The following is an 18,043-nucleotide window of genomic DNA, read 5'->3' on the forward strand; positions in this document are numbered from 1 at the left end:
GGTAAACCTGTAAGTTCACCCTGCAGCCGCATACCATATTTTATTTCTTGGAACTCTTCCATTTCGCATCGTATTCCTTTTGCATGATGGAAACGTACTCTTCAACGCCCATTTGTTTCAACTCTGCCTGGAATTTATCCCAATCGGTCTCAATATTCATGTTACCAACGATAAAATCAGCTGTAGCCGCATCGACCCGTTTCTTAATTTCCGTTTGCAATTCGTTATGTCTTTTTGAAGTATCCGGATCAAAAAAGAACTTCGGTACGGAGACCTTCGGTGCATATTTGTCATACATTTTTGCTGCGTCGAACAGTACAGTTTCTAAATCATAACCGGACTTCAGAGCTTCTCTTGCGTCGGAACCGAAAGGCGGCCAACCCCCGTTAGCACCTGACCAGTGTGCATTTTGCGGCTGCCCCCACAAATCTTTGCCGATCAGTTTGAATTTAGCCGGTTCACCATTAGCTGCAATTGTATCCTTAGGCACCTCCCAGTTTACTCCAGGCACGCCATAGCGACCTCTCAAATAAGCCTCATTAGAATACAGAAAATCGATCAACTTCATGACCGCTTCTGGGTGCTTGCTCTTGGCCGGAATGACGAACCTGTATCCACCGACCATGCCATACTCGTTGTAATAGGAAGTTTGAAAACCGTTTGGCCCCTTTAAAGGAGGTACGATTTCATAATTAAACTTAGTGGAATCATTTGCTGCAAACGCATGCGGGCCTCCATTACCGACCGCACCGACAGTATTCCCGTTATTTAACTCTACTAACTGTCTTAGCTGAGGTTCATCGTTTGTAAACGATGACTGGTCAATCAGCCCTTCTTTGTAAAGCTTGTTCAGGTATCTTAATCCTTCTCTCCATTCCGGAGTGGTATATGCGGCAACAACTTTATCATCTTTTACATAAAGTTCATTGCTGTCATGGTAAGTAAACGCATTCATAATAAACTGGTGTACATTCGAAAACCAGCTCTTTGGTGAGCCTACCAACCCGATTTCGTCCTTCTTGCCGTTGCCGTTTGGATCCTTTTCTTTAACCGCCTTTAAATATTGATACAGCTCGTCCGTCGTTGTCGGCACGGACATGTTCAAAGTTTTAAGAAAGTTTTTGTTCACCCAGAACCGCATCGCACGGTCGCAATTATAGCAGACACCTACTTCAGGTACTCCATATATATTTCCGTCAGGTGCTGTCGAGGCCTGTTTAATAGAAGGGTACTCGCTATACATTTTTTTCAGATTTGATCCCTGTTTCTCAATTAAATCCTTGATATTTAACAGAAGTCCTTGAGAGCCGTATGTTGCCACCATGGAGTTGTCAAGGCTAAAGTTACCCATAACCAGATCACCAAGATCTCCTCCGGATGAAAGCTCCAAATTCAGTTTTGTTTTGGCATCAGCTGCAGGATAAAGATTCCAGTTAATATGAATATTAGTCTGGTCCTCTATCCAGGTCGTAAACTCATTCTTTCCATAATCCCATGACAACACGTAGGGACTTGAAGGCACCGTTACGGTGATGTTAATCTTCTCCTTAGAAATCGGCAATTGACCAGCCGCAGACAGACTTGCCGATTCCTTAGATTCCCTCTTTCCAGGATTACCCGCATTTTCGGAGCTGCAAGCACTTAAGAGCATAGAAGCGGATAGCATCGGAACCAAAATTCTGGTTAACACCCTTCTCTTCATATCCATTCTCCCTTCAGTTATTTGTTGCTTTATACAATGAAACCGGCCTTTATTTAGGGTTGGAATAAGCCGATTTATTGCCTCTAACCTTTGATGGACCCGATCATGACACCTTTAACAAAGTGCTTTTGAACGAACGGATAAACGAGCCAGACCGGCAAGCTTGCCACAATGATGATGGAGTATTTGAGCAAATCGGCCAAGCCTTGTTTTCTCGTCATCGTTTCCGTATCCGTAATACTGGTCGGATCAATTTCACTCTGAATAAGGATATCTCTTAGTACAATTTGTAAAGGGAACAAATCCTTATTCTTTAAGTAAATGAAAGCATTAAAGTAAGCATTCCAATGCGATACTCCATAAAACAACACCATAACTGCAATGATTGCTTTCGAGAGCGGTAGTACGATGCTCCATAAAAATCTTATGTGTGAGCATCCGTCCATTGCTGCAGCTTCATAAAGCTCTTGGCTGATGGTGGACTGGAAGAAAGTACGCGCGATAATCATATTCCAAACGGCAAGTGCGCCGGGGAGCAGCATCGCCCATCTCGTATCAATCATCCCCAGTGATTTCATCAGTAGATAGTTGGGAATCAACCCGCCGTGAAAGAGCATGGTAAACGCGAACAGGTACATAATCAGGTTGCGGCCAACCATCGTTTTACGTGAAAGCGGGTAGGCGGCGAGGATCGTCAACAACACATTGATAGTAGTACCAACAGCCGTGTAAAATACCGTATTACCATAGGCCGGCATGATCCGCGAATCTTTAAAAACGGCGATATAACCTTCCCAAGAAAAGTTGACCGGCCATAAGAATACTTTCCCGGATATAATGGCAAGCTTGTCGCTAAACGAAGCGCTGATTACATAAACAAGCGGATAAAGAACCAGCAGCAGCGCAATTAACAAGATCAAATCATTAATCAAATAAAATATTTTATCCGATTTCGCAAGCCTGACTTTATTAGCTCTCATGCCGCTACCTCCTTATTTACCACAGACTGGTATCTCCTACTTTCTTGGCTATTTGGTTGACGATTAACAGTAGGATCATATTTACTACGGAATTAAATAGTCCGATAGCAGTTGCATAAGCGTAATCCGGAGCGCTGGATGCAAGGCTAACTGAATAAACATAAGTGGATATAACTTCAGAAGAGCTGATGTTCAACGGATTTTGCATCAAGTAAATTTTTTCAAATCCTATTCCCATAATGGTTCCGACATTTAAGATCAGAAGTGTTACAATCGTTGGCATAATGCCCGGAAGGTCAACGTGCAAGATTCGCTGGAACCGGCTTGCTCCGTCAATCGTAGCAGCCTCATGAACCTCCTGGCTGATTCCTGACAACGCAGCAAGGTAGATGATTGTCCCCCATCCCATGCTTTGCCAAATTCCAGACCATACGTAGATGGACTTAAACCAATCAGGGTTGCCCATAAAGTTAATCGGCTCAACTCCAAATAAACCGAGCCCTATATTGACAATCCCGATACGGGGATTCAAAAACTGCAGGATCATTCCGACCATGACAACCGTAGAAATAAAGAAAGGCATATAAGTGATAAATTGAACGGTTTGCTTGAATCTCGTTCTTAAAGTTGCATTCAGCGCTAAAGCTAAAATAATCGGAAGCGGAAATCCAGCTATTAGCTCGTATAAGCTAATCACAATCGTATTTTTTAATACCTTAACGAATTGATAGGACATGAAAAATTTCTCAAAATGTTTCAGTCCGATCCACGGGCTGCCCCATATGCCTTCCAGGATTCTAAAATTCTTGAACGCTAGCTGTAGACCGTACATGGGAACATATTGAAAAAGGATTAGCCAGGCAACAGGCAATAAAACAATTAAATACAATTGATAATCTTGCCGCATTTGTTTTAGCAGTCTGAGTCTCTCTTTCTTCTTGGCAACTTTAGTGTTAACGGCAGCAGTATTCAATGCTGTTTGTGTATGTGCCATTTATTCATCAGCTCCTTTCATGGGTTTTGAATCGTTTTTAGGACTTCCTACTCGATCAAAAAATTGCTTTGAACTAATGCATATTATAATTGAAACCGCTTTCAATAACGCATTTATGACCAACAATCATTGGATGTGAACTGGAAATACTAATAGTTCTTGGGGGATATGCATCTTGAATTGGTTTCCCTAATTCCTACCACTCCACGGCGAGGACGACGACTGACTTAGAGGGCATCCGGACAATCAACCGATCGTCTTCTAGTCGGTAGTCTCTGAATGCACACGGGCTTACCCTATCTGGTACATCGAATGTATTGTGGTCCTGGATCGCTTCGGAGGTCAGAATTGTTCCTGTTACATGAGTAGCTTTTTTACCTCGAATGTCGATCTCAATTTCCTCCGCAGCTGCATGATCGAGATTGCATAACGACACATGCAGGATTCCACTGTCATTTACCGATGCCGAAGCATGAATCCTGTCGATCCGTTCCCCGTTCATTTCGTAAGCCGGACTATCTACATGAAGCGGGATCGACTTCGCTCCTTGATGCACCTTGTACATATCGAAGACGTGGAAAGTCGGGGTCAATAACATGCTCGCGCCTTCAGTCAGTATGACGGATTGCAGCACGTTGATAAGTTGAGCCAAATTGGCCATCCGCACCCGATCGCTGTGCCGGTGAAAGATATTCAGGTTGATGCCGGCAACGAGTGCATCGCGCATTGTATTCTGCTGATACAGGAAGCCCGGGGTTGTACCGGGCTCGACGTTATACCAGGTTCCCCATTCGTCCACAATCAGGGCTACCCGTTTGTCTAGATCGTATCGCGTCATAATGGTGTCATGCCGTTCAATTAACTCTTCCATGTACAAGGTTCTCTTTAACGTCCTGAACCACCAGGTTTCATCGAACTCGGTGGCCGATCCTTTTTCTTTCCCGTAGCCATTCGGAAAGGTGTAATAATGCAGGCTCAAGCCGTCCATGTAGCGCCCAGCCTGGCTCATCAACACTTCCGTCCAATGGTAGTCATCTACGTTTGGCCCACAAGCGATTTTGAAAATCTTGTTTTCACCATAGTTTCGCACGTAGCATGCATATTGCCGAAACAAATCGGCGTAATATTCGGGACGCATATGGCCGCCGCATCCCCAGTTCTCATTCCCGACGCCGAAGTACTTCAGCTTCCAAGGCTCCTTTCTTCCGTTCTCCTGCCGCCAATTCGCCATTGGAGATTCGCCGCCGAAAGTTACATATTCGACCCACTCAGACATTTCGGAGACAGTCCCGCTTCCCACATTTCCGCAAATATAAGGTTCAGCGTTGATCAACTCGCAGAACCTAATAAACTCATGCGTTCCGAAATGGTTGTTTTCAATGACACCGCCCCAATGTGTGTTGATCATCCGCTTGCGCTTTTCCTTTGGTCCCACTCCATCCTTCCAGTGGTATTCGTCAGCAAAGCAGCCGCCAGGCCAGCGCAAAATAGGAATCTGAAGGTGCCTGAGCGCCTCAATGACATCCGTGCGAAAGCCTTCCGTATTTGGGATCGGGGAATCCACGCCCACCCAAATTCCTTCATAGATGCAACGACCCAGGTGTTCGGAAAAATGCCCATAGATATTGCGATCGATCGTACTCAGTGGCATATCAACATTCATTCGAATTTTCGTTAGCATTGATTCTTCTCCTTTTATTAGAATACACCGCTTTCAAAAAACGTCTGCACAACTTCTCGACCACTGTGCTCTCATTATAAAATGGGAAAGAATGGTCAACAATGTACATATCTTTACTTAGTTACCATCTCTTTACCAATTTGAAAGCGTTTTATTTATTTTAGATTCTCCGAATTTGAACCTAAGCTCCTTGATCTGCAGCAGTTAAAATATAAACTTCATCTGATCTTACTAGAACGTAGATGGATTCCCCTCGGAGAATACTTCTTTGATTTCTTGCCCTTGCACCAAAAATGGTCGAGAGGAAGATATTGTGCATTCTCCATCTGATTCGTATCGAAGCGTGCAGGTACTCCATTGCCCATTTTCCCATTCCAGTTCAAGCTCAAAGCCTCCTCTTGCCCTCAGCCTTTAAAGTGTCCCTTTGGCCATGCGTCGGGTAGAGCCGGGAGCAAACGAAGAACACCATTGTGGGACTGCAATCCGCGTTTTCTGGTCTAGTTAGTTTGCTTCCAGGATAAATGCCAAATAAGTGCGAAACGTGGCGATGGTTTACATCAATGTCCACTCCTTTGCCGGTGAAGTATAGTATAAACGATGCATAACTACTGCCTCCTTCGGGAATGTTCATCAAGCGACTTGGATTGCGGTCAAGACTTCTTACAAAATCTGTATACTTGGCCGCAATCGAGTCCATACAACGAGTAATATCAAGCAATCTCCTATGGCGGTTTTCACCGGAGTCTTTTCAGCTTCCGCTGCAACTGCTTGCAATCCAATCAGAGTTACTGCCCGTTTTCGGTATAAACAAAATAGTCGAAATCGGCGTACTTTCGGGTCCCGCTCAGATCCTGTACACACATCCCGATGAATGTCCCCGTAAAGCGGATATAGTCCGGATAGTCGTCGGACAGATGAGTAATGTCGATTAGTCCGCCAATGGCAGTCCAATGTTCTTCCGTGTTCATGTAATAAAATTGGGCGATCTCGCGATCAATAACGACCTTCAAGCGGAATCTGGAGATGCCGTTCATGCTAACATCCGCTTCCAATAACTCGTCCTGAACCCCATTAACGGATTGCAAAATTCCCAAGCCAACTCCCCGTTCTTCATGATACGTGACACGCAAATAGACGTAATCTTTCGTATCATAATAAAGAATGAGCCCCGCCATTTGTTGGAAATGATCAGGTGCAAATTCCAGATACGTCTCCGCCTCGCAGCGGAATGCCTGCTGCCGACGGGCCACCAGGCTTTGCTTATGCGTTGAGATCATCGATTCCATTCCTCGCAGCCTAAGGTAACCGGGCCGTTCCTCCAGGCTTAACCAAGACGGATCGGCGGGAATCCGCAGCGTACTCCAATTCATATTCAGCGCCGGTGCGTTGAAATCGTCTTTTGCAGATTCAGGTTCAAACGGGTGGGGCGCCAGATCGGGTGCTTGCACATGAACCTGAGGATAGCGGCTCCCGCCAGAAAGACGCAGCCATCCATCCCCCGTCCAATCGCAGCGCTGGATCGCGGTTTCTCTTCCAAGGTTGCAAAACTTATCCTTGACTGGCCGCCCGCATAAGTGAACCATATACCACTCCCCTGCTGGAGTATCCACTAGGCTGGCATGCCCCGCCTTTTGCAGCGCAAGATCGGGTCTTCCCGCAGACGTCAGAATCGGATTTGTAGGGTCGACTTCATACGGTCCCTGAATATTTCTGGAACGCGCCATCGTGGCGGCATGGTTGTACTGCGTCCCTCCCTCTGCGGTCAATAAGTAATAATAGCCGTTGTATTTATAAAGGTGAGGCCCCTCCGTCAGCTTCAGTTCCGTTCCCCTGAAAATATTCGTAATCGGGCCGATCAGCTTTTGTTCCTTCAAGGAATATTCCTGAAGAACAACGCCGGCGAATCTGTTGTGTCCTTTACGGGAATCCCAGAGCATGTTAACGATCCATTTCCGTCCATCCTCATCGTGAAATAGTGAAGGATCAAAGCCGCTGCTATTCAGGTATACGGGTTCCGACCAGGGGCCTTCAATATGGGTTGCCGTTACCAAGTAATTATGGGTATCCTTGTAAGCGCCAATTCTGCTTTTAACATCCGTATAAATCAGATAAAAGGTTCCGTTATCATAGCTTAAGCAAGGAGCCCATACTCCACCCGAATCGATATTCCCCTGCATATCAAGCTGCGATTTCCTCGTCAGCACATGTGTTAACAATCTCCAGTGGATCAGATCCCTAGAGTGATGGATTTGAACACCAGGAAACCACTCGAACGTGGAGGTAGCGATATAATAATCATCTCCAACCCGGCAAATGGAAGGATCAGGATTAAAACCTCTTAAAATGGGATTGACAATTGTACTCATCTATAATACCTCCATCATTTATAATCTATTGCTGGGTCTATTTACGAATGACGACTTCCACCGGCGAAAAGCCGGCAGGGTTATCCCGGTTGAATTTTCTCTTTCCATGTTACGTCGTTATTATGAAAGAGCAGTTCCTAAATTTCTGCCACGCTTCCATCCAAGCTATAACGTGGTTCATATTGTTTAGATGTGTATGGGTATTTTTCAAACGCCTCTTCATTTAGCTCTATCCCCAAGCCAGGTCCTTGCGGCAAAGGAAAATACCCATTTTCAGGCTTTAGGGATATATTGTAGATGTCCGGCCTCGCGTAAACGGAATGGGCCGCAAATTCCAGGATTGCGAAATTTTGTGTGGCGGCGCTGACGTGCAGACTCGCTGCAGTTGCAACCGGACCATTCGGGTTGTGAGGGGCGAACTTGATATGATAGGGCTCCACCATCGAAGCGATTTTGCGGATTTCGGTAATGCCGCCGCAGTGGCAAATATCGGGTTGTACGAAATCGAATAGCTGGTTTTCGACGACCTCCCGGTACTCAAATCGGCTAAAAAGTCGTTCACCGGCTGCTATCGGGACTTTACCCGAAGTCTCGCGGATTCTTTTGTAGGCGGTCGTGTTTTCGGGAGCGATCGGCTCTTCGAAGAAATAAATGTTGTGTTTGGCCGCTACCTCGAGCTGCTTGATAGCTTCAGCCGGTGTCCCTTGGCCATGATTGTCGATACATAGGACTTTATCCTTGCCAATCGCCCTGCGGATCGATGCAAGATTCTCATCCAGAAATTCGACGTCGGTATCCGGATCGTAAGTGGCTCCGGCTTTCCCCCCACCCGTTTTAATGCCGTCAAAGCCCGCTTCTACCGCCTTCCGCGCGGACTCCGCATCGCTTGCATGTGTATAAGTACGGATTTTATCACGCACAGCTCCGCCGAGAAGCATATATACCGGTACATTATAAATTTTGCCGGTAATATCCCACAGTGCCTGGTCAATCCCGCTAAGGGCAGACATATAGATAAATCCGCCTTTCCAAAAGCCGTGGCGATACATCTTCTGCCATATCTTCTCAATATTGCGGGGATCTTCACCGATCACGCTGCGTTGCGCCAAATCATGAATACTCTGCTCAACCGCCTTCTCCTGACCTTCAACACTGGCCTCTCCCCAGCCGTAGATTCCTTCATCTGTTAATACTTTGACAAATAACCAATTCTGTCTAGTTGTAGATACTAAATAGGTTTTAATATCCGTAATTTTCATATTATGCAATCCTCCCTGAAATCTTTTGCAACTACGCTTCCCTCGCTGACCATTGTTGTTTCATAAAATAGGTTTTTTTGAATTCTGTTCCTATGGATGCCAAAACGAAAAGTAGAACCTTTTGGATTTGCAGCACCATTCCTTCACTGAGCAGGTGAGGCAGTTTGATTTTCGTCTGAGTTTGGCTCATAGGGCTCCCCATTTCCTATCGGTTAAACAAATGTCTCATAGATACGGTTTCTCTTGACCCTCTCCTCTGGGCTGAGTCTTTGCGCGTCTGCAATCTCATAGCCGCCAAAGGTATCATAGAGCCTCGATGCAGGGTCAACTTCCACATAAGTGCACCAAGGCAGCCAGTGGTAATGGCTTTGCAGGGTCTGGCTGGTAAAGTTGCCGCTTTCGTGTCCCAGGCCGGGCATGATGTATCCATTACTGCCATCCACGTCATTGGACTGGCGGGTGTTCTTATGGATGAACTCGGCAAAATCGAGATAATGCTCGTCGCCTGTAATTACATAAAGCCTGTAGTAAGTATACGCGCAGGCTGCCATATATACGTCGGCGCCTCCGCCGATGGTAATGATGCTCTGTCCGCTAATAGAATACTTATTGAAGGGATGCTTCGGCCAAAGGGTACGTATTGGAAATGCCCAGGCATAGGTCCAGGTTTCGGTATAATCGGCGGCACCGATCGCGCCTTCCAACCATATGTCCTCGCCGGTCAAATCAAACAGGGCAAGGAAACCGAATAAAGCATAGATGCCGGCCTCTTTATCCAGGATGTCCATGTTGTCACATGTGCCTCCCCGGTATTCCATGTTCCGGTAATTGTTATCGAAAGACCATTTACCGGCCTTGATCGCTGCGGTTTTATATCTATCGTCACCGGAGACCAGATAGAACTGTATGAGGTAACGAATCACACTGGGCGTGTTCGACTTGGAGTTCATGCGGATGGAATTATCGGTGTTGTACGCACGGTAAAAGCTGCCGTCTTCGTTTTGAATATTTACAAGCCAATCAGCGGTTTTTCTGCAGAATTCCAGCCAAGCCGGCCGCTCATCGCCCTTCCTGCGCATATAGAGGTATGCGTCCAAAATGGCTTCGATCCCGTCGGCAAGCATGCGTACATAATGCGGATACGGCTCAAACGCCTTGATGTTGGGATTGTAGCACATTTGCGGCAGGCCGAATTCGGTCATGGCCGTATTCACCCAAAACTCAATGATCTTCTCGCCCTTTTCAAAGGCTTCAGGCACATTTTCCTTATCGCCGTAACGCAGCAACTGATATCCGATACCGGGCTGCTGCCCTACAAAACCAAACTGGAATGACACACAAGAGATGTCCATGTCGGGCAGCTGGCATGCAAAGGGTAAACCGTACGAATCTCCGTATTGCCGTGTATATTTAGTGAGGATCTTCATGCAGTTGTGGAAATGGAGCCCGTTATCAACCTCAAATAACTTGTCCCGCATCCGGTCATATGCTAAGCGCCAGGCATCTCTCATCATCAGCTGGAAGTTACTGTAATGACCAACATTTACTGAAACCGCGTAGTTTTGCTCAAATCCGACCTCCACAGGGTGGTAAACGCGCTGAAAGTTTTTTGATTTCCCGCTGTAGTCGAGACCTGCATACTGATTTCTTCTAGGCATCTGCCCATCGCAGCCGGGATACATATAATCTATTGACAGGCCGTCAACCTTTGTCTCGAATTCCTTGCGCACGGCAAAGCCATAATACAGGTAATTCAAGGTCCTGCTTTCCGGCCTGCTCATGCCGATGGCGCCGATCGTCAACTTCCGGTCCAAGCTATTTTCGGACCTCACAATGTCCACAGACTGCATGGTTACGTCTGCAGCCCATCGCGATAGAGTCGCCGTTTCTCCCGACGCAATGTTTTGCATGGCAAACAAAGGCAAGGCATAACTGGTCTCCATCCGATAGAAATATTCGCAATCCAGGTCTTTGCCAATCGCGTAATCAGGAGCATATTCGTTTTGCTTATACCACACACCGGGAGCGAAGCAGTTATAGTCATGGGGATCGTCCGATTCCGTCATCACCAACGATAACTTTGTGGAAAAACCAAGATCATCCCCCTCTTTCAACACCTTGACATTCCGGCTTACTTTAAATCCAACGCCAGCTCTTTCATATACATCCGCAAAGGAAAATTCAGAGCCTGAAGGCACGATCAATGTACCTTTGGCAATGATTTTATCACCGGAATCTTCAATCTCGCTGTAAGCAGTATCGTAAAACTCGCTAACGGCAAATACCGTCTTTACCGTCACAAACATCGGGCGTTTGTTGAAATATAGAGGTATGTTATTTTTTTGTACCTCAATACCGCCGTCCTTAAAGACAAGGGTATAGTCTCCGCATACCAGCTTCATAGATACTCCTCCATTGATATGTTCTTGAAATATTACTTAACAAGGGATTTCATTAAATCACTCGGTTGATTCCTACCAAACTACAAACTCCTGATATATCTTTGAAAATCATTCCATATGTTGCTTCGTGCTAATAGGGATCCCACTGCGGCATATCATCTCCTGTAGCAAAAGGAAGAGCCCCAGTCTTGACTAGACCTTTATTATCCTCTTGTGTTATACACCCTGTAGATGTATACGTTTTCATTATAGGGTGGGATTAAATGCCAAAACAATGTACAACTCTTTACATTCTTTACCCGATGTCGTCTTGTTGTAAGCGTTTCATTTTGTAACGTCATATTTCCTCGGGGAACAAAATAATTATCCCGGAAGGTAAAATAGCCTTGCACACCTCATGATCATCTTAAGACCTGAGATGCGGAAAGCTATATAGAAACGCTGGGACCTCCCATCTCCATCTTACTCCTGCCATTTGGAATAGCCAGGATTTGGGCATCCCTTTTCCTTGAATTTGGCCCTAATCTGTACAATGCAGCCGCAATGCAAACAAGTGTTTCCGTATGCCAGGGAAGGGCATTCCCTGCACACGGCGAGCCTTTCTTGATATATCTCATCTGATACGCAGTCGAAGCCCTTCCTGTTCAGGGAAGCTAACATTCGATCGATCTGCTGTTCGGTCACGTTGACATTAGCCGAACACCCTTTGCACGAATGATCTCTCGATTGATTAGTCATATTGTTTTCACTCAATGGTTAAAACAACGACGGACATCGGCGGCAATTTCGCGCTTAAACCTTGCCCCATTAGTGTTGCACCATGAAAATCAGCGGGCTTTAGCGCCTCGGGCTGTTCGAATGTGTTATGCAGATGCATATCCGCTGCAGTTAACACGGTGCCGGTCAATTTCGCTGTTTCCTCCAATCCGCGCAATTCAATAGACAGATTGGCTTCAGATTTAGGATCGATATTGCATAAGCTGATATGAATTTGACCTTGCGCATTCCTGGATGCGGAAATGCTTACCTGAGGAATATGCTCACCATTATGCTCATAGGTGTCGCTGCTGAATTCTACCGGCAAGCGAGCTGCATCCTGATGCACTTTATACATGTCGAACACATGGTAAGTCGGCGTAACGATCATTTTTTCCCCTTCGGTTAAAATCATTGCTTGAAGGACATTGATGGTTTGGGCAATATTCGCCATTTGCACGCGTTCACAATGGTTGTGGAAAATATTCAACGTGACAGCCGCTACCAAGGCATCCCGAAGCGTGTTTTGCTGATATAGAAATCCCGGGTTCGTGCCGGGCTCTACATCAAACCAGGTTCCCCATTCATCGACAATCATTCCGACTCGTTTGTCCGGATCATATTTATCCATAATCGTTGCATGCTTAGAAATGATTTCATCCATAACAAGTGCTTTCTTAATGGTAGTAAACCATTCATCCTCGGTAAAGTCCGTTGCCGACCCTTTGTGCTGCCATGTACCGGTAATTGTGTAATAATGCAGGCTTAAACCGTTCATAAAGCGTGCAGCTTCTCTCATTAGGACTTCCGTCCACTCATAGTTATGATCATGGGATCCACAGGCGATTTTATATATTTTATTGTCTCCATAATTTCGCACATAGGTCTGGTAACGCCGAAACTCATCCGCATAATACTCCGGGCGCATATTGCCACCGCATCCCCAATTTTCGTTTCCGACACCGAAATATTTGACGTGCCAAGGAGTATGTCTACCGTTTTCTCTTCGCAGATTAGCCATCGGGGATTCCCCGTCGAACGTCATATATTCTACCCATTCCTGCATTTCCTGCACCGTTCCACTGCCCACATTACCATTGATATACGGCTCGCAGCCCAGCATCTCACACAACAGCATAAATTCATGCGTGCCAAAATGGTTATTCTCAATGACACCGCCCCAGTGGGTATTAAGCATTCTTTTTCGGTTTTCCCGCGGACCGATCCCATCCTTCCAATGATATTCGTCGGCGAAGCAGCCGCCCGGCCAGCGTAATACGGGAATTTGGATCTTTTTCAGCGCCTGCACCACATCATTGCGTATGCCCTGCGTATTAGGAATCGGCGAATCCTCTCCTACCCAGATTCCTTCATAAATGCATCTGCCGAGATGTTCAGCAAAGTGGCCGTAAATGTTTTTATTAATGATACCAGCGGTGATGTCCGTATTGATGATTGCTTTTTGGCTCATAAAGAATTGTTCCTTTCATTAGATATTTTCGAGTGACTCGATTATATATAATCTCAATTTCTCTGCATTTCCCGATATTCCTGAGGTGTCACGCCGGTCATTTTCTTGAAGAAGCGGGTAAAGGAGTGTGCAGCCTCATAACCGGTAAGAGAACCAACATCCGCGATCTTGAGATCGTTCCTTCTGAGCAATTCCTTTGCCTTCTCGATCCTCATCTCTTCGATGTAATCCGACAAATTGACGCCACATTCCTGCTTGAACAATCGGGATAAATAGGATGGGTTAAAATGTATAACGTTGCCAAGGTGAACAAGGGACAAATCTTCCGCAATATGTTCCGCAATGTAAGCTCGAACTTTGTCAATTGCGGCAGCTGCCCGGTTACGTTCACTGCTTTGCCTGAAATCGAACAAAGATTCCGCCGTCTTTCTCAAGTAACGGAAGCTCTCGTGCCAAGAGGCCTGCAGATCATACTTCATAAGTGCATTAGCATCTATATTGTCATCATGTTTCCAACGATTAAGGTAAGATAACAGAACCAACGCCACCGTGTAATAAAGTTCGATTAGGTAAGGGATTCCCTTAGCCCGGACATCGAGAGCGGGCTGCGTGAGATCGTCGAAAAGCTTGAGAAATTCTTCTTTCCTTCCTCCCTCCAAATGCGCCGTAAGCGCTTCCGATCTATCTCTCAGCGGCCGCTCCCGGCTGGCGCTCACCGGTTCCGTTATATCTAAACGGACCGTTTCTACCATCTCCGTCCCGTCGCCGGCTCTCAGATGCTGTTGACTTCTGATCTTGTCGTACCAGGAAGGCAATTGACCCCATTCGCACGCATCACTGCCAACGGTTACCACAACCGAAACATCCAGTGATTCTTTGCAAACCCGTTGGATCATCTCGAATTGACCTTCCAGGAAATGTACCGTTCGCGTATATTCATCCCCTTCCCCCATTCCTGGATGATGAAGCGGTTGAATAAGCCAAAAAAGGTTACCATACCGGTCGATGATTCCGAGACTCTTCGTCCTTGCCTCGAGAAAATCCTGTGCCAGGAACTTGACGGCAAGCGTCATTTCCTGCCGCTCGGCAAACGATGAATACAAGGACCCGTTCTTCACATCACCTATTGCAATCAGGACGGGAAATGCGGGATCCAAGGTGATAGAGAGCTTGCGGAAATCCCCCTCCAAATCACCCGTAGCATTCCCCCCTTGAAGCAAATATCGGAAGTAATTTCCTTGAGCCAAGGTTTCGAGTGTATGAAGATTCTCTCTCGACCTTTGAAGCAAATTATCCATCTTAAGGCTATTCTCTAAGTCGGTGATCGCTTCGGTTACGGCGCGAATGATTTTATCGTAGCCCTCGCTTTTGAGCAGATAGCGGACTCCCTTAGTTTGAATAGCGGTATAAACATAATCAAAGTCGTTATATCCGGTCAGAAAAATCAGCTTGCAATGCGGCCAGTTTTTACGGATATTCTCCATAAGCTCCAAGCCGCCCATACCAGGCATTCGGATATCGGACAACACGATGTCCACCCTAGTCCGGTACATCCATTCAAGCGCTTCCTGTCCAGAATAAGCTTTGCAGAGATCAAGGTCGAGATCCATTTTGCGGAATACGTCGTAAAGTCCCTCGGTGATAATCTCTTCATCATCGACGATCAGCATCCGATACACGGGCATCCCCCCTTATATTGGGAAGGCGAATGGTCGCCTTCAATCCACCTAATTCGCTTCGTTCTACCTCTAATCCATAAGTATGACCGAAGGTGATCAACAGACGTTTATGAATATTAACCATTCCTGTCGTCTCCACTCGATCATCACTCTTGGCTAAGGACTCCGATATTCGGCGTAGCACCTCATCCGTTAAGTCATCCCCATTGTCCTCGACTAAGATGCGAATGTCGGATCCATCTGTCTCGAATTGAACTCTCATAAGGCCGTTAGCCACCTTGCGTTCCAAACTATGCTCGAATGCATTCTCGATAAGCGGTTGGACGATTAACCGAGGTACGGATACTTGCTCGATTTCCTCCGGAAGATCCTCGAATATCACTCGAATCCGTCTGGAGAAGCGCATTTGCTGGATTTCGGTATATGTACGGGCATGATGGATTTCTTGTTTGAGCGAGACTTCGTCCGAAGCGTTGCGAGTTACGAATTGAAAGTATTCCCCCAACTGCGTCGTGAACTGTTCGATCCGATCCACATCCCCCGTCTTCGCCATAGTTCTGAGAATAAATAAGCTATTAAAGAGAAAATGGGGATTAATCTGGGATTGCAGCTGCTTCAATTCGGCTCGCTGCGCAAGAATTTTCTGTTTATAGACTTGGTCGATCAGCGAACGAAGCGTAGCTACCATCTGGTTAAAACGTGCATATAAATACCCAAACTCATCCCTGGCCCCATGTTCGATGACCACGTCCAAGTCCTCGTTCTCTATGCGCCGAAAACTCCTCACAAGGGTTAACAACGGTTTATGAATAAATTTGTAGGTGGAAATCGTATAAACCGCAATAATAACGATAACAGCTGATGCGAACAGCCAAGCCCACCAGTAAAATTTATCCAAAGGTTTTTGGATAATATTTACGGGAATGAACCGGTAGATGGACATATTGAGATAAGACGAATTAGCATGCACTGTATAGTAGCGGTTACCCATGATCTCGTAAGTTACCGTATTATCCGCAGGGCCTCGATTCATCCGTTGAGCCAATTGGTCGGCATCATGCCGGAACCCCTCTGCCGATCCACTGGCAAGCAGCATCCCTGTATCCTCCGAGTACAGGATCGTTCCGCTTCCGGAATAAGTATTGAATTGGCTTAATGCTTCCTGAAGCTTACGGGTGTCCAACTCGATGTCAATGATGAATAGAGGCTGATTCGTTCTGATTGCACTTTGTTTGGCTGCACTCAAGTATAGTCCCTCTCCCAAAGCTATAAGCCGGCCCCCGGAGCCGAATTTGGAACGAATCCGGCTATACTTTTCTGTATCCAGATTGCCGACACCATTCACAGACGAAACCGATTTCGAAATAGGGGAGATGTGAACGCTGACATCCTTGATGTACATGCTGCTGTTCTGAATGGCGTACAGCCGTTTCAACAGGATATTGATCTTATCTGTCCGCTGAATATTGTTCATGGTGTTCCATGTCAAAGTAATTGCGTTTAGATCCTCATCTTCCATCAGGCTGTACTGAAGTAATTTAATCCGATCGATTTCATTGCCAAGATCAGTCAGATAGAAGGTAATCTGTGAAACCGCCGTTTTGGAAATGTCTTCGCTTGTCGTTTGAATAATCCATTGATAAAGATAGATTCCCATCAAAAAGATAGGCAACATGATCGTCAGGAAGGTTACGATCAGCCGAACAAAAATCGTATTCCGTATAGAGAAGGATGGAAGGTTGAACAAATCCTACGCCCCCGTATTTTTCTCTCATTATACTTCATTCGCGACCGTACGCCATCCCTCTTACGCCAGAAATCATTCATCCTTTCACACTGCCAAGCACGATTCCCTTGACGAAGTGCTTCTGAAGGAACGGGTAAGCCATAATAATCGGCAAAGACCCTAGGAAAATTTGCGAAGCCTTGAGCGTCCGATCCGAGATGAGGGCAAGATTTAACAATTCGTCGCGGGTCATGTTCGCAAGATTTTGTTGAATAACAATCGTCTGGAGATAGCTTTGCAGCGGATAATGACCTGGGTTGTTCATGAGCAGCAGACCGTCGAACCAGCTGTTCCAATGTTCAACCATCGAGAATAAAGCAAGTGTCGCAAGAGCGGGCTTGGAGATCGGTACGTAAATCCTCCATAATGTCGTCCAATGGCTAGCCCCGTCCATGACAGCGGCCTCTTCGAGCTCTTTTGGAACCTCCCGGAAAAAATTCAACAGCAAAACTACACTGAAGACGGGAACCGCCCCCGGCAAGACAAGTGCCCAAATCGAGTCAAGCAGATGGTACTGCCTGATCGTAACGTACCACGGAATCAAGCCCCCGTGAAAGAGCATGGTAATAAAGAAAATCCATGCGTAAACCATTCGAAAACGAAACGAACCTGCTTCTTTAGATAACGGGTAAGCTGCAATGACCGTCAAAAACAGATTCATCGGCGTCCCGACGGCTATGCGCTCTAAAGAGACAAGCATGGATTGCCAAAACGCTTCACGGCTTGCCGTATATTTATACGAAGCCAAAGTAAAGTCAACCGGCCACAATTTCACGTAACCTGCCGCAGCTGCAGGGCTTGAGCTGAATGAAAGCGCAATGATATGGATGAGCGGAAGCACGCAGAGCAGGGCAGCCGTGATCAAAAAAAGTGTGTTCAGAATAGGAAACCATTGCAGCTTCTTACGTTTTTTTGGAGCCAAGGCCACTCCTTCAGTAACAGCTCTTGCAGATGTATGTCCCATGAC

At 46.2% G+C, this 18,043-nt stretch carries 12 protein-coding genes and 1 pseudogene; all 13 read right to left on the reverse strand.

Going from position 1 to position 18,043, the window contains the following annotated elements:
* Positions 1-40: 40 nt before the first annotated feature.
* Positions 41-1,702 carry an extracellular solute-binding protein gene (locus O9139_RS26960; RefSeq protein ID WP_270884849.1) on the reverse strand — a complete coding sequence of 554 codons (1,662 nt, stop codon included), beginning with the start codon at positions 1,700-1,702 and terminating at the stop codon, positions 41-43.
* A gap of 83 nt (positions 1,703-1,785) precedes the next feature.
* Positions 1,786-2,682, reverse strand: coding sequence for a carbohydrate ABC transporter permease (locus O9139_RS26965; RefSeq protein WP_270884850.1), 897 nt, complete (start codon positions 2,680-2,682; stop codon positions 1,786-1,788).
* A 16-nt stretch (positions 2,683-2,698) separates the two neighbouring features.
* Entirely contained in the window at positions 2,699-3,676 is a 978-nt protein-coding gene (locus tag O9139_RS26970) for an ABC transporter permease (protein ID WP_270884851.1), read from the reverse strand.
* A 196-nt stretch (positions 3,677-3,872) separates the two neighbouring features.
* Positions 3,873-5,357, reverse strand: a complete 1,485-nt coding sequence (locus tag O9139_RS26975; protein ID WP_270884852.1) for an alpha-N-arabinofuranosidase — start codon at positions 5,355-5,357, stop codon at positions 3,873-3,875.
* A gap of 231 nt (positions 5,358-5,588) precedes the next feature.
* A pseudogene (locus O9139_RS33215) lies at positions 5,589-5,839 on the reverse strand (glycoside hydrolase family 95-like protein).
* 303 nt (positions 5,840-6,142) lie between these two features.
* Positions 6,143-7,723 (reverse strand): glycoside hydrolase family 43 protein, encoded by a 1,581-nt coding sequence (locus tag O9139_RS26980; protein WP_270884853.1) that lies wholly within the window; start codon positions 7,721-7,723, stop codon positions 6,143-6,145.
* A gap of 137 nt (positions 7,724-7,860) precedes the next feature.
* A complete protein-coding gene (gene dgoD, locus O9139_RS26985) occupies positions 7,861-8,982 on the reverse strand; it encodes a galactonate dehydratase (RefSeq protein ID WP_270884854.1) in 1,122 nt (373 codons plus the stop codon).
* 212 nt (positions 8,983-9,194) lie between these two features.
* A complete protein-coding gene (locus O9139_RS26990) occupies positions 9,195-11,384 on the reverse strand; it encodes a glycoside hydrolase family protein (RefSeq protein ID WP_270884855.1) in 2,190 nt (729 codons plus the stop codon).
* Positions 11,385-11,846: 462 nt separating this feature from the next.
* Complete coding sequence (locus O9139_RS26995; RefSeq protein WP_333742960.1) at positions 11,847-12,122, reverse strand: DUF6171 family protein; 276 nt, start codon at positions 12,120-12,122, stop codon at positions 11,847-11,849.
* Positions 12,123-12,129: 7 nt separating this feature from the next.
* Positions 12,130-13,611, reverse strand: coding sequence for an alpha-N-arabinofuranosidase (locus tag O9139_RS27000; RefSeq protein ID WP_270884857.1), 1,482 nt, complete (start codon positions 13,609-13,611; stop codon positions 12,130-12,132).
* A 53-nt stretch (positions 13,612-13,664) separates the two neighbouring features.
* Positions 13,665-15,281 carry a response regulator transcription factor gene (locus O9139_RS27005; protein WP_377525349.1) on the reverse strand — a complete coding sequence of 539 codons (1,617 nt, stop codon included), beginning with the start codon at positions 15,279-15,281 and terminating at the stop codon, positions 13,665-13,667.
* Entirely contained in the window at positions 15,265-17,037 is a 1,773-nt protein-coding gene (locus O9139_RS27010; RefSeq protein WP_270884859.1) for a sensor histidine kinase, read from the reverse strand. Before O9139_RS27010 ends, O9139_RS27005 begins: the two co-directional genes overlap by 17 nt.
* A gap of 76 nt (positions 17,038-17,113) precedes the next feature.
* Complete coding sequence (locus O9139_RS27015) at positions 17,114-18,040, reverse strand: carbohydrate ABC transporter permease (protein WP_270884860.1); 927 nt, start codon at positions 18,038-18,040, stop codon at positions 17,114-17,116.
* Between the last annotated feature and the right edge of the window lie 3 nt (positions 18,041-18,043).

This window comes from Paenibacillus aestuarii (assembly GCF_027789125.1).
GTDB lineage: Bacteria > Bacillota > Bacilli > Paenibacillales > NBRC-103111 > Paenibacillus_E > Paenibacillus_E aestuarii.